This is a genomic window from Pseudomonas sp. GM33, from assembly GCF_000282295.1.
Taxonomy (GTDB): domain Bacteria; phylum Pseudomonadota; class Gammaproteobacteria; order Pseudomonadales; family Pseudomonadaceae; genus Aquipseudomonas; species Aquipseudomonas laurylsulfatiphila.
Genome location: NZ_AKJO01000003.1, coordinates 65,980 through 78,817, shown reverse-complemented (window position 1 = coordinate 78,817; position 12,838 = coordinate 65,980). Strand labels below are relative to the sequence as shown.

Below are 12,838 nucleotides of genomic sequence, written 5' to 3'. Positions count from 1 at the left end.
ACGTCGGGTCCAGGCTTCGCTGTTTGAAGCCCGGGCCCTTTGTGGTTTAACAATCGCTCAAAGGAATACACATGGAATGGCTGACCAACCCTGAAATCTGGGTTGCCTTCTTTACCCTGACCGCCCTGGAAATCGTTCTGGGCATCGATAACATCATCATGATTTCGATCCTGGTCAGCCGCATGCCCAAACATATGCAGGCGCGCACCCGGATTTTCGGTCTGGCGCTGGCCATGATCACGCGAATCCTGCTCCTGCTGTCGATCACCTGGGTCATGCGCCTCACCGCCGACCTGTTCGTCGTGTTCGGCCAGGGCATCTCCGGACGTGACCTGATCCTGTTCTTCGGTGGTCTGTTCCTGCTGTGGAAGAGCTCGCAAGAGATGTACCACGCGCTGGAAGGTGAAGACGAAACCAACGAAGAGCCTTCGGGCAAGGGCGGCAACTTCCTCTACACCATCATCCAGATCGCGATCATCGACATCGTGTTCTCGCTGGACTCGGTCATCACCGCGGTCGGCATGGTCTCCCATGTACCGGTCATGGTCGCGGCGATCATCGTGGCGGTGTTGGTGATGATGTGGGCTTCCGGCACCATCAGCGAGTTCATCGACAAGCACCCGTCGCTGAAGATGCTGGCGCTGTCGTTCCTGCTGATCGTCGGTACCGTGCTGATTGCCGAATCCCTCGACGTGCACGTGCCAAAAGGCTACGTCTACTTCGCCATGGCGTTCTCGCTGGCGGTGGAAGCGATCAACATCAAGATGCGTACGGCCATCGCGAAAAAGAAGAAACAGCAGGATCCGGTAAAGCTGCGCAAGGACATTCCGGGCCAGTAACCCGGTAGTACGCAATACCCTGTGGGAGCGGGCTTGCTCGCGAAGGCGGTGTGTCAGACAACATTAATGTCGACGGACACGACGCCTTCGCGAGCAAGCCCGCTCCCACTTTGTTTTTTGCGGGTTGCTTAAACGGGATTTCATGACAGTTTTGTTTCTATCCCTTCTTTGGCTGTGCGATGCTGGCGCGCAGACCGTTAGCCAACTACAGCTTAAGTACAGAACGTAGAACGTCGCGCGGTACCGTCAATTTGCTCCTTTGGGGCGCTACACCACAGGGGGTCATTATGCTCACCCTGCTCAATTTGCTATCCGCCGTGGCCCTGCTGATCTGGGGCACGCACATCGTCCGAACCGGCATCCTGCGGGTCTACGGCACCAATTTGCGCCATGTCATCAGCCATAACATGGCCAACCGCTGGCTGGCTTTCGCCTCCGGGATCGCTGTGACGGCGATGGTCCAGAGCAGCAACGCCACTGCCATGCTCGTCACCTCCTTTGTCGGCCAGGGCCTGATGGCGCTGACCCCGGCGCTGGCCACCATGCTTGGCGCGGACGTCGGTACGGCGCTGATGGCGCGGGTGCTGACGTTCGATCTGTCATGGCTGTCGCCATTGCTGATTTTTGTCGGGGTGATTTTCTTTCTGTCGCGCAAACAGACCCGGCTCGGGCAGTTGGGCCGTGTCGCCATTGGCTTGGGGTTGATCATTCTGGCGTTGCAACTGATTGTCGAGGCGGCGCATCCGATTACCCACGCCAAAGGAGTGAAGGTGATTTTCGCCTCGCTCACCGGCGACATCCTGCTTGATGCCCTGGTCGGGGCGTTGTTCGCGATGATTTCCTATTCCAGCCTGGCCGCCGTCCTGCTGACCGCGACCCTGGCGGGTGCCAACGTGATCAGCCTGCCGGTGGCCATCGGACTGGTGATCGGTGCCAATATCGGCAGCGGCGTACTCGCCTTCCTCAGTACCAGCATGCAGAACGCCGCCGGACGCCAAGTGGCGCTGGGCAGCCTGCTTTACAAAATGATTGGTCTTTTATTGATCATTCCGGTGCTCGACCCGCTGGTGCACTGGCTCGATGGCCTGGATTTCAGCCCTCAGGAAATGGTCATTGGCTTTCACCTGCTCTACAACACCGTGCGTTGCCTGATCCTGCTGCCCAGTCTCGAGCCGATGGCCAGGTTTTGTGCCTGGGTGCTGCCGGAGCGCCCGCAAGCCAACGGCACGGCCAAGCCCCGGCATCTTGACCCCACGGCCTTGGTCACACCGGGTCTGGCGCTGGCCAACGCGGCCCGGGAAACCTTGCGCATGGGCGACCTGATCGACAACATGCTCGAAGCCATGCTCGACGTGTTGCGTGGCAAGCAAACCGCCGTCACCCAGGAAGTCCGCCGCCTGTGCGACGATGTCGAAGCGCTCTACAGCGCGATCAAGTTGTACCTGGCGCAAATGCCCCGGGAAGACCTCAGCGATCAGGACAGCCGGCGCTGGGCGGAAATCATTGAGCTGGCGATTAACCTGAAGCTCTCCAGCGACTTGATCGAACGCATGCTGCGCAAGATTCAGCAGCAGAAAACATCGCAGCGCCGGTCGTTTTCCGAAGTCGGGCTGGACGAACTGACCGGACTGCATACTCAGTTGATTTCCAGCCTGCGGCTCGGGATGTCGGTGTTTCTCAGCGGTGATCCGGAAAGTGCGCGCCAACTGGTGCGTGAAAAACGTCGTTTCCGCGCACAGGAACGGCGCCTGGCCCACGCTCATGTCAGCCGTTTGCAACGTAAAATCGTGCAAAGTATCGAAACCAGCTCGTTGCACCTGGAGTTGATCGCCGACATGAAGCGTCTGAACTCGCTGTTTTGCAGCAGTGCCTATGTGGTGCTGGAAACATCGGACACTGGTGCGCTGGTGGTCGACGATTTGAGCGACATCACTCATTCACCCTGAACGTCCACAGTCGCCTGAAGTCTGTTGAACTTACGCTGGTCGTATGGAAACTTGTTATGCGTTGTCTGTTGTTCGCCTGCCTGCTGCTTGGTTCTCTCCCGTCATTCGCCCTGGATCGCTTTCAGGTCGAGGGCTACACGCTGCCCAACGGCTTGCAGTTGCTGCTCAAACCCGGCACTGATCGCGGGCATGTGGCAATCCGGCTGGTGGTCGGCGTTGGCCTGGACGATTTCGGCTGCGAAGAAAAGGAACTGCCACATCTGCTGGAACACTTACTGTTCAGCGGCATCGACGCCAGTGGCGAAGGTGGCCTGGAGGAGCGCATGCAGGCCTTGGGCGGAGAGTGGAATGCCTTCACCAGCAATGCCGATACGACTTTCGTCATCGAGGCCCCGGCGAAAAACCAGCGCAAGGTACTCGACCTGTTGCTGGCGCTGTTGACCCAGACCCGCTTCGACGACAGCGCCATCAACGCGGCCAAGCAAGTGGTCGAGCGTGAAGATGGCGGTCACTACTCGCACCTGCAACGCTGGCTCGATCGCCAGGACCTCGGCCACACGGCCAGCAACCAGCTGGCCGTCGAGCTGGGCCTAAAATGCCAGGAGCGTGCGCAAGTCGATGACTTGACCCGTGAGCAACTGGAGCAGGTGCGCAAGGACTGGTATGCGCCGAACAACATGACCCTGATCGTGGTCGGCGACCTCGACAAGTTGCTGCCAGCCTATCTGGAGCGGGCGTATGGCGCGCTGGAAGCGATCACCCCCGGCGAGCATCCGCCGCTGCCGCAAATCCGGGCCAGCGCCGCCCATGAGCGCACCTTGCCCCACGGTCTGGTCGGCAACGGCGCCAAGTTGCACTGGCTGGTGCCGGAGCCGGTGCTGGAAGACGGTCACGACCAAACCTTCGATTTACTCAAGGACTATCTGGATTGGGCGCTCTATCGCCAACTGCGCCTGGCTCATGGTTTGTCCTATGGCCCGTGGGCGGAACGCGAAGTGTTCGGCGGCGTGGGTTTCATGAGCCTCAATGCCGACCTTGAACGCGACGACGTGCCAGAGGCCGAGCAAGTGCTCGATGACTTGAAGGCCGAACTGCTCAGGGACGGCCTCAATGCCGACACGTTCAACCGCCTGAAACAGGCCGCGATCGCCCGCCAGACCTGGGCCGTACAAGGCAACAGTGCGTTGGCCGACTACTACTGGAGCGCCATCGGCGACTACGAGGACGGTCGCTTCACCAATCTGGCCAGGGAGCTGCAGGGGGTGACGCTGGAAGAGGCGAACAAGGCGGTGCGTGAACTGCTGTTGCAGCCGGGGTATTTGCGGATCGAGAAGCCGTTGTTCAGTTATGACCAGTTGATGTGGTTGGTGGTTGGTGGGGCGGGCTTGATCGCGTTGATGCTGGTGGGCTGGCGTTTGCATCGCAGGAAGTAACTATTCTGTTTGGCAAGAAAACTCCTTGTGGGAAACACAATCCCCTGTGGGAGCGAGCTTGCTCCGGGCGGCGTTCCGACGATGAGGCCATGTCATTCAACATCAAAGTTGACTGATCCGTCGCCATCGCGAGCAAGCTCGCTCCCACAGGTTGCGTGGTGTAACTGACCGTGAACCCTCGCCACAGCGCCGCACCAGCGGTACCCTGTCGAGGTTTTTTCCTACAACCACTGTGAACCCGCCGAATGCAAAACCTGACCCGTTTCGTACAGCGCATCCTCGAATTGATGAAGCGCTACCCCGGGGTCATTGCGCTCGCCGGTTTCATCTCCGGGGTCGGCAGCTTCATCCTGGTCGATCGCCAGCAAGGCCTGGCGAGCTGGATCACCACCATCATGCTGATCAGCTGGATCTGGCTGATGCTGGAGAACAGCCTGACCAAGTTGTTCACGCGCATTTTCAAGCGTGAAATTCCGGAACCCTTGCTGCGTTACGCAACGCAGATGATCCATCAGGAAAGCCTGTTCTTTGTCCTGCCGTTCTTCTTCATCACCACGACGTGGAACAGCGGGCAGTTGTTTTTCACCGGGCTGCTGGGCGTCGCGGCACTGATTTCGATCATCGACCCGTTGTACTACAAGTGGCTGGCGCCACGGCGCTGGGCGTTTCTGGCCCTGCACACCCTGACCCTGTTCGCCGCGCTGCTTACCGCGTTGCCGGTGATCATGCACCTGACCACCGCGCAAAGTTTCAAATGGGCGCTGGGTATCTCGGTGCTGCTGTCGTTCCCGAGCCTGGCGTCGATCTTCCCGATTCGTACCCTGCGCAGTGCGCTGGCGATTTTGAGTATCACCCTGGGCATTGGCGCCGTCGGGTGGGAGCTGCGCTCGTGGGTACCACCGGCGACGCTGTGGATGACCGACGTGGCCATCAGTACGCAAATGCAGGACCGCACGCCTGGTGCCAGCCTCGACGAAGTCAGCGCCGAGCAGATCCGCAATGGCGGGCTTTACGCCTACACCGCGATCAATGCCCCGCGTGGCCTGGACGAGCGGATTTATCACGTCTGGCAGTTCAACGGCAAAGAGGTCGACCGCATCCCTCTGGATATTCGTGGCGGGCGCAAGGAAGGTTACCGGGCCTGGACCCACAAGCAGAATTTCCCGGGCAACCCGGCCGGCAAATGGCAGGTCCGGGTGTTGACCGAAGATGGCCAGGTCATCGGTGTGCTGCGTTTCAAGGTCACGGACAGCACAGCGATCAAAGAAAAGTAGTACGGTTCGTGCTATTACGTAGAGCTGCCTAATCACTGAACAAGCACGGAGCTTATGATCAGCAGCACGATGGCCGGCAACGCCCGATTGGACACGTCGTTCACCCCTGCACGGTTGCGGGTGACGGGCGATTGGACGCTTGCCCACTACGCTGACCTCAAGCTGGTGAGCGAAAAACTCCACGGCCAGTACGACGCCAACACCCCTATCGACCTCAATGGTCTCGGCGCCCTCGACACCGCTGGCGCCTCGCTGTTGGTCGAACTGCTCGGCTCCGAGCGCCTCGGTCGCTCCGCCGAACATCCTGATTGCACACTCTCCGCCGCCGATCGTGCGTTGCTGCAAACCGTCTACTGTTCGTTGACCGATTTCTGCGTACCGATCAAGGAACCGGAAATCAGCGTTTCCATTCAGTTGCTGACCCGCATTGGTCGGGCGGTGGACGCCGTCTGGCAGGACACCCTGCAACTGCTGGGTTTCGTTGGCCTGATCATCGAAACCATCGTCCGCGGCCTGTTCCGTCCCAAGCGCTGGCGCGTCACGCCGATGATCGCCCACATCGAACAGACCGGTCTCGACGCCGCGCCCATCGTTGCGTTGCTGACTTTTCTGGTGGGCGCCGTCGTGGCGTTCCTCGGGTCGACAGTGCTGGCCACCTTCGGCGCCACGGTCTTCACCGTGGACCTGGTGGGATTTGCCTTCCTGCGCGAATTCGGTGTGTTGCTGACCGCGATCCTGATGGCCGGGCGCACCGCCAGTGCGTTCACGGCGCAAATCGGTTCGATGAAGGCCAACGAGGAAATCGATGCCATCCGCACCCTGGGCCTCGACCCCGTGGAGTTGCTGGTGGTGCCGCGGGTCCTGGCGTTGCTGATCGCCTTGCCGATGCTGACCTTTCTGGCGATGCTGTCGGGGATTATCGGGGGTGCTGTGGTCTGCGCGGTGGCGCTGGATATCTCGCCGGCGATGTTCCTGTCGCTGCTGCAAACGGACATCGGCGTACAGCACTTTCTGGTGGGGATCGTCAAAGCGCCCGTGTTCGCCTTCCTCATCGCTGCCATCGGTTGCCTCGAAGGCTTCAAGGTCAGCGGCAGCGCCGAGTCTGTGGGCGCGCACACCACGTCGAGTGTGGTGCAGTCGATTTTCGTGGTGATCGTGATGGATGCGGTCGCCGCGATGTTTTTCATGGAGATGGGTTGGTGAGTCGTATCCCCAGAGCGCCCTCCGAGGCGGTGATTGAAGTCCGTGGACTGTGCAACCGCTTTGGAAGCCAGAGCGTGCACGAGAACCTCGACCTGGACTTGTACAAGGGCGAGATCCTCGCTGTGGTCGGCGGTTCCGGCAGCGGCAAATCGGTGCTGCTGCGCAGCATTGTCGGGTTGCGTCAGCCCAGCGAAGGGGTGGTGAAAGTCTTCGGCAAGAACCTGCCAAGCTTGTCCGAGCACGAGCGCTCGCTGGTGGAGCGGCGATTCGGTGTGCTGTTCCAGAAAGGCGCGCTGTTCTCTTCGCTGACCGTGACCGAGAATGTTGCCCTGCCGCTGATCGAGCACGCCGGCTTGAGCCGCAGTGACGCCGAGCATCTGGCAGCGGTGAAAATGGCCTTGGCCGGGTTGCCGCTGTCGGCGGCGGAGAAGTACCCCGCGTCGCTGTCCGGCGGCATGATCAAGCGTGCCGCGCTGGCCAGGGCATTGGCGCTGGACCCGGACATCCTGTTTCTCGACGAACCCACCGCCGGTCTCGACCCGATCGGCGCTGCCGCGTTCGACCAATTGATCCTGACCCTGCGCGATGCCTTGGGCCTGAGTGTCTTTCTGGTGACCCACGATCTCGACACGCTCTACACCATCACCGACCGGGTGGCGGTGCTGGCGCAGAAAAAGGTGCTGGTGGCGGACGCCATCGACAAGGTCTCGGAAACCAACGATCCGTGGATTCACGAATACTTCCATGGCCCTCGCGGCCGCGCGGCGTTGACGGCCGCCCAACAGCTCAACGAGGTCTGACATGGAAACCCGAGCCCATCATGTATTGATCGGCCTGTTCACCGTGATTGTGGTGACAGCCGCGCTGTTGTTCGGTCTGTGGCTGGCGAAGTCCAGTGTCGACACCGAGTTCAAGGACTACGAGGTCGTATTCAACGAGGCGGTCAGCGGTTTGTCCAAGGGCAGTTCAGTGCAGTACAGCGGGATCAAGGTCGGCGATGTGATCTCGCTGCGCCTGGACCCGAAAGACCCGCGCCGGGTGTTGGCGCGAATTCGCCTGGCTGGCGATACCCCGGTCAAGGAGGACACCCAGGCCAAACTGGCCCTGACCGGTGTTACCGGGACCTCGATCATCCAGCTCAGCGGCGGCACGCCACAGAGCCCGACGCTCAAGGGCAAGGACGGCCACCTGCCGACCATTGTCGCCTCGCCCTCGCCCATCGCCCGTCTGCTCAATGACAGCGAAGACCTGATGGCCGGGGTGAGCACGCTGATGCATAACGCCAACCTGATGTTCTCCACGGAAAACATCGCGCGCATCAGCAACACCCTGGAGCATCTGGAGCAAACCACCGGAACCATCGCCGAACAGCGCGGCGATATCCGCCAGGCCATGCAGCAATTGGCTTCGGTGGGCAAACAGGCCAACAACATGCTGGAGCAGACCACGACGCTGATGCGCAATGCCAACGGGCTGCTCAACGAGCATGGCAAGGAAGCGCTGGGCAGCGCCGAGCAGGCGATGAAGTCGCTGCAGGAGAGCAGCGCCACCCTCAACACACTGATCAGCGCCAATCAGGATTCGCTCAACAGCGGCATGCAAGGCCTCAATGGCCTGGGCCCGGCCGTGCGCGAGATGCGTGAAACCCTGTCCTCGTTGCGCGTCATTACCAAACGTCTGGAGGCCGACCCCAGCGGTTACCTACTGGGCAGTGACAAGACCAAGGAATTCACGCCATGAAGCTGATTCGGATTGCCCTCCTCGCTGGCTTCACGCTGATCGGCGCGTGCTCGATACTGCCCAAGCCAGAGCTTTTCGAGGTCTATCGATTGCCCTCAGCCCAAAGCAGCACGGCGGCCAGCCATGGCACGCCGCAGCACTGGTCGCTGCGCCTGACCAAGTTCCAGTCCAGTGAAGCGTTGAACAGTCCGAACATTGCAGTCATTCCTCAGGGCGACGTGATCAGCCACTACAAGGGCTCGCGCTGGAGCGACCCGGCGCCGGTGCTGGTGCGCAATCGCCTGTTGCAAGGTTTCCAGCATGACGGGCGTGTGCCGTTGTTGAGCACCGATGACAGCATTTTCCAGACCGATCTTGAATTGGGCGGCAGCCTGCAGGCTTTCCAGACTGAATACCAGGGTACGAGTGCCAGCGTGGTCGTGCGTCTGGATGCATTACTGGTGCGCAGTTACGACCAGCGAATCCTCGCCAGTCGCCGCTTCGAAGTGCGCCAGCCGTTGAGCGATGTGCAGGTCCCGGCGGTGGTGGTCGGGTTCGGTCAGGCGAATGATCAGTTGACCACGCAGGTGGTGGATTGGGCGGTGGAGCAAGGACAGAAACTCGCACCGCCACCTCGGCCATGAAGGCCTGCGCAATTCCTTTGTAGGAGCGAGCTTGCTCGCGAAAAACCTGAGAGCGCCGCGGGGCGTCAGGCTTCCAGCGTTATCGTTCACGACCATCGCGAGCAGGCTCGCTCCTACAGGGAGACGTCGTATCAGCGCAAAAACGCCTGATGCAACTCAGCCAGCGTTTCAAAGTGATACGCCGGCCCTTCGGCGCTCAGTTCTTCGTGGCTGCCGAACCCGTAACCCACCGCTGCCGCATCCAGGCCGTTACTGCGCGCGCCGATGAGGTCGTGCTTGCGGTCGCCGATCATCAGGGTGTTGGCCGGGTCCAGGTTTTCTTCGGCCATCAGGTGAGCAATCAGCTCGACCTTGTTGGTCCGGGTGCCGTCCAGTTCGCTGCCGTAAATCACCTTGAAGTGTTTGGCAAAGTCAAAATGCCGGGCGATTTCACGGGCGAACACCCAGGGTTTCGAGGTCGCGATGTACAGCTGCCGGCCTTGTCCGCTCAGGGTCTCCAGTAGCGGCGTGACGCCGTCGAACACACGGTTCTCGTAGAGTCCGGTGACCTTGAAGCGCTCGCGGTAGAAATTCACCGCCTCCCACGCCCTGGCTTCATCGAAGTCGTAGAACTGCATGAAGGCCTGCAACAGTGGCGGGCCGATGAAGTGTTCGAGTTTGCCCAGATCCGGCTCATCGATACCCAGTTTGCCCAGGGCGAACTGGATCGAACGGGTGATGCCCTCGCGCGGGTCGGTCAGGGTGCCATCGAGGTCGAACAAAACGGTTTGGTAATGCATGTTGAGTCCTGAATAAGGGGGCCGGGTCAAAGCTGGTCGTAGCCTTCGGCCAGATGCAGATCCTTGAGCTTCACGTAGTTCGCCGCACTGTAGGTGAAAAAGGCGCGTTCCTTGTCCGTCAGCGGGCGGATCTGCTTCACCGGGCTGCCCACATACAGGAAGCCGCTTTGCAGATGCTTGCCCGGTGGCACCAGGCTGCCGGCGCCGATGATCACGTCATCGTCGACCGCGGCGCCGTCCATGACGATGCTGCCCATGCCGATCAACACCCGGCTGCCCACCGAACAGCCATGCAGCATGACCTTGTGGGCGATGGTCACGTCATCGCCGATCAGCAACGGAAAGCCATCAGGGTTGAACGGGCCGGCGTGGGTGATGTGCAACACACAACCATCCTGCACGCTGGTGCGCGCGCCGATGCGGATGCGGTGCATGTCGCCACGGATCACCGTCAGCGGCCAGACCGAGCTGTCTTCGCCGATTTCGACGTCGCCGATCACCACCGCCGAGCCATCGACAAAAGCGCCTTTACCCAACAGCGGCGTGTGGTTCTGATACTTGCGAAGGTTCACGATAGGGTTTCTCTCTGTTGCTGATAGCTGCGGTGAACGTCGATTGTAATTAAGATGGCTGCATGTTTCTCCAGCCAAGGTATCAACCGTGAGCGTGAACAACCCTCTTTTGCAGTCCTATGACCTGCCGCCGTTCTCCGCCATCCGCGCCGAACACGTACAACCGGCCATTGAACAGATCCTGGCTGACAACCGCGCCGCCATCGTCGAGATCCTCAAGACCCAGGCCAAGCAGCCAACGTGGGCCGGCCTGGTGCTGGCGATGGACGAACTCAACGACCGCCTGGGTGCCGCCTGGAGCCCGGTCAGCCACCTCAATGCCGTGTGCAACAGCGCCGAACTGCGTGAAGCCTACGAGTCGTGCCTGCCTGCCTTGAGCGCCTATTCCACCGAAATGGGCCAGAACCGCGAGCTGTTCCAGGCCTTCGAAGCCCTGGCCAGCAGTCCCGAAGCCGCCGGTTTCGACGTGGCGCAGAAAACTATCCTGGAACACTCCCTGCGTGACTTCCGTCTGTCGGGTATCGACCTGCCGGAAGCCGAGCAGAAACGTTACGCCGAAGTGCAGAGCAAGCTGTCGGAACTGGGCAGCCGTTTCTCCAACCAGTTGCTCGATGCCACTCAGGCGTGGACCAAGCACGTCACCGATGAAGCCGCCCTCGCCGGCCTGACCGATTCGGCCAAGGCGCAAATGGCTGCCGCGGCGCAGGCCAAGGACCTGGACGGCTGGCTGATCACCCTGGAATTCCCGAGCTATTACGCAGTGATGACCTATGCCCAGGACCGCGCACTGCGCGAAGAAGTCTACGCGGCTTACTGCACCCGTGCGTCGGACCAGGGGCCGAATGCCGGCCAGAACGACAACGGCCCGGTCATGGAAGAAATCCTCGATCTGCGCCAGGAATTGGCAAAGCTGTTGGGGTTCAGCAGTTTCTCCGAGCTGAGCCTGGCGACCAAAATGGCCGAATCCAGCGATCAGGTGCTGAGCTTCCTGCGTGACCTGGCCAAGCGCAGCAAGCCGTTCGCCGCCCAGGATCTGGAACAGCTCAAGGCCTACGCGGCCGAGCAAGGTTGCCCGGACCTGCAAAGCTGGGACAGCGGTTTCTACGGCGAAAAACTCCGTGAACAACGTTACAGCGTGGCTCAGGAAGCCCTGCGTGCCTACTTCCCGATCGACAAGGTGCTCAGCGGCCTGTTCGCCATCGTCCAGCGCCTGTACGGCATCGAGATTGCCGAGCTCAAAGGCTTCGACACCTGGCACCCGGATGTGCGCCTGTTCGAAATCAAGGAAAACGGCCAGCACGTCGGCCGCTTCTTCTTCGACCTCTACGCTCGCGCCAACAAGCGCGGTGGTGCCTGGATGGATGGCGCCCGCGACCGTCGCCGCACGGCTGGCGGCGTGCTGCAAAGCCCGGTGGCGAACCTGGTGTGCAACTTCACCCCGGCTGACAGCGGTAAACCTGCGCTGCTGACCCACGATGAAGTCACCACCCTGTTCCATGAATTCGGTCACGGCCTGCATCACCTGCTGACCCGCGTCGAGCATGCTGGCGTGTCCGGCATCAACGGTGTGGCGTGGGATGCCGTCGAACTGCCAAGTCAGTTCATGGAAAACTGGTGCTGGGAGCCGGAAGGCCTGGCGCTGATTTCCGGTCATTACGAAACCGGTGAGCCACTGCCTCAGGACTTGCTCGGGAAAATGCTCGCGGCGAAAAACTTCCAGTCCGGCCTGATGATGGTCCGCCAACTGGAGTTCTCGCTGTTCGACTTCGAACTGCACGCGACCCATGGCGACGGCCGCAGCGTGCTGCAAGTGCTCGAAGGCGTGCGCGACGAGGTCTCGGTGATGCGTCCGCCGGCCTACAACCGCTTCCCCAACAGCTTTGCGCATATCTTCGCCGGCGGTTATGCCGCGGGTTACTACAGCTACAAATGGGCGGAAGTGCTCTCGGCCGATGCGTTCTCGAAGTTCGAAGAAGAAGGCGTGCTCAACGCCGACACCGGCCGTGCCTTCCGCGAAGCGATCCTGGCCCGTGGCGGTTCCCAGGAGCCGATGGTGCTGTTCGTCGACTTCCGTGGCCGTGAGCCATCGATTGACGCACTCTTGCGCCACAGCGGCCTGAGTGAGGACGCGGCAGCATGAGTGAGGGACCTGTGATTACGAAAAAACGCTTTATCGCCGGGGCGGTCTGCCCGGCATGCAGCGAGCCGGACAAGTTGATGATGTGGAACGAAGACCAGGTCCCGCACCGGGAGTGCGTGGCCTGCGGTTATTCCGACACACTCAATGAGCAAGGGCTGTCGGTGCCCAAGGAGTTAGGTACGCGGGTCAACACCACCGCACCCAAAGCCCCGGACACCAAGGTTCAGGCGGTTCAGTTCTTCCCGAATCCGAAGCTGAAGAAAAAGCCCGACGAACAGCACTGAGTGTA

At 60.9% G+C, this 12,838-nt stretch carries 12 protein-coding genes and 1 pseudogene; 10 read left to right on the top strand and 3 right to left on the bottom strand.

What is annotated here, in order from left to right; genetic code table 11:
• Positions 1 to 71 precede the first annotated feature (71 nt).
• The 8 genes from PMI26_RS28855 (at position 72) to PMI26_RS28890 (ending at position 9,058) form a co-directional block, all read left to right on the top strand.
• Entirely contained in the window at positions 72 to 839 is a 768-nt protein-coding gene (locus PMI26_RS28855) for a TerC family protein (protein WP_007969844.1), read from the top strand.
• 287 nt (positions 840 to 1,126) lie between these two features.
• Entirely contained in the window at positions 1,127 to 2,785 is a 1,659-nt protein-coding gene (locus PMI26_RS28860) for a Na/Pi cotransporter family protein (RefSeq protein WP_007969843.1), read from the top strand.
• A gap of 56 nt (positions 2,786 to 2,841) precedes the next feature.
• On the top strand, positions 2,842 to 4,218 hold the full coding sequence (locus PMI26_RS28865; protein ID WP_007969842.1) for a M16 family metallopeptidase: 1,377 nt from the start codon (positions 2,842 to 2,844) through the stop codon (positions 4,216 to 4,218).
• A gap of 245 nt (positions 4,219 to 4,463) precedes the next feature.
• Positions 4,464 to 5,492, top strand: coding sequence for a DUF5924 family protein (locus PMI26_RS28870; protein ID WP_007969841.1), 1,029 nt, complete (start codon positions 4,464 to 4,466; stop codon positions 5,490 to 5,492).
• 54 nt (positions 5,493 to 5,546) lie between these two features.
• On the top strand, positions 5,547 to 6,695 hold the full coding sequence (locus tag PMI26_RS28875) for an ABC transporter permease (protein WP_007969840.1): 1,149 nt from the start codon (positions 5,547 to 5,549) through the stop codon (positions 6,693 to 6,695).
• Positions 6,692 to 7,495 carry an ABC transporter ATP-binding protein gene (locus PMI26_RS28880; protein ID WP_007969839.1) on the top strand — a complete coding sequence of 268 codons (804 nt, stop codon included), beginning with the start codon at positions 6,692 to 6,694 and terminating at the stop codon, positions 7,493 to 7,495. Before PMI26_RS28875 ends, PMI26_RS28880 begins: the two co-directional genes overlap by 4 nt.
• A 1-nt stretch (position 7,496) precedes the next feature.
• The gene (locus PMI26_RS28885) at positions 7,497 to 8,435 is read left to right on the top strand and encodes an MlaD family protein (protein WP_007969837.1); all 939 of its coding nucleotides are present in this window, start codon (positions 7,497 to 7,499) and stop codon (positions 8,433 to 8,435) included.
• Positions 8,432 to 9,058 carry an ABC-type transport auxiliary lipoprotein family protein gene (locus PMI26_RS28890; protein ID WP_007969836.1) on the top strand — a complete coding sequence of 209 codons (627 nt, stop codon included), beginning with the start codon at positions 8,432 to 8,434 and terminating at the stop codon, positions 9,056 to 9,058. The genes PMI26_RS28885 and PMI26_RS28890 overlap by 4 nt, the downstream gene beginning before the upstream one ends.
• Positions 9,059 to 9,076: 18 nt before the next feature.
• Here PMI26_RS28890 and PMI26_RS31750 read toward each other — a convergent pair.
• The 3 genes and pseudogenes from PMI26_RS31750 to PMI26_RS28900 form a co-directional block, all read right to left on the bottom strand.
• Positions 9,077 to 9,154, bottom strand: a pseudogene (locus tag PMI26_RS31750) (outer membrane lipoprotein carrier protein LolA); the annotation flags it as partial.
• A 35-nt stretch (positions 9,155 to 9,189) separates the two neighbouring features.
• Positions 9,190 to 9,837 (bottom strand): HAD family hydrolase, encoded by a 648-nt coding sequence (locus tag PMI26_RS28895; RefSeq protein WP_007969834.1) that lies wholly within the window; start codon positions 9,835 to 9,837, stop codon positions 9,190 to 9,192.
• A gap of 26 nt (positions 9,838 to 9,863) precedes the next feature.
• The gene (locus tag PMI26_RS28900) at positions 9,864 to 10,409 is read right to left on the bottom strand and encodes a gamma carbonic anhydrase family protein (RefSeq protein WP_007969833.1); all 546 of its coding nucleotides are present in this window, start codon (positions 10,407 to 10,409) and stop codon (positions 9,864 to 9,866) included.
• 88 nt (positions 10,410 to 10,497) lie between these two features.
• Between PMI26_RS28900 and prlC the strand changes: the two genes are divergently transcribed.
• Both prlC and PMI26_RS28910 read left to right on the top strand, forming a co-directional pair.
• Positions 10,498 to 12,549: an oligopeptidase A gene (gene prlC / locus PMI26_RS28905; protein WP_007969832.1), complete on the top strand. Its 2,052-nt coding sequence runs from the start codon at positions 10,498 to 10,500 to the stop codon at positions 12,547 to 12,549.
• Positions 12,546 to 12,833 carry a YheV family putative zinc ribbon protein gene (locus PMI26_RS28910; protein ID WP_007969831.1) on the top strand — a complete coding sequence of 96 codons (288 nt, stop codon included), beginning with the start codon at positions 12,546 to 12,548 and terminating at the stop codon, positions 12,831 to 12,833. The genes prlC and PMI26_RS28910 overlap by 4 nt, the downstream gene beginning before the upstream one ends.
• The last annotated feature ends 5 nt before the right edge of the window (positions 12,834 to 12,838 follow it).

Excerpts from the sequence above, each read along its gene's own strand:
- PMI26_RS28875 (WP_007969840.1), top strand. The coding sequence starts at position 5,547 with ATGATCAGCAGCACGATGGCCGGCAACGCCCGATTGGACACGTCGTTC.
- PMI26_RS28865 (WP_007969842.1), top strand. The coding sequence starts at position 2,842 with ATGCGTTGTCTGTTGTTCGCCTGCCTGCTGCTTGGTTCTCTCCCGTCA.
- PMI26_RS28895 (WP_007969834.1), bottom strand. The coding sequence starts at position 9,837 with ATGCATTACCAAACCGTTTTGTTCGACCTCGATGGCACCCTGACCGAC.
- PMI26_RS28890 (WP_007969836.1), top strand. The coding sequence starts at position 8,432 with ATGAAGCTGATTCGGATTGCCCTCCTCGCTGGCTTCACGCTGATCGGC.
- PMI26_RS28910 (WP_007969831.1), top strand. The coding sequence starts at position 12,546 with ATGAGTGAGGGACCTGTGATTACGAAAAAACGCTTTATCGCCGGGGCG.
- PMI26_RS28855 (WP_007969844.1), top strand. The coding sequence starts at position 72 with ATGGAATGGCTGACCAACCCTGAAATCTGGGTTGCCTTCTTTACCCTG.
- PMI26_RS28870 (WP_007969841.1), top strand. The coding sequence starts at position 4,464 with ATGCAAAACCTGACCCGTTTCGTACAGCGCATCCTCGAATTGATGAAG.
- PMI26_RS28860 (WP_007969843.1), top strand. The coding sequence starts at position 1,127 with ATGCTCACCCTGCTCAATTTGCTATCCGCCGTGGCCCTGCTGATCTGG.
- PMI26_RS28885 (WP_007969837.1), top strand. The coding sequence starts at position 7,497 with ATGGAAACCCGAGCCCATCATGTATTGATCGGCCTGTTCACCGTGATT.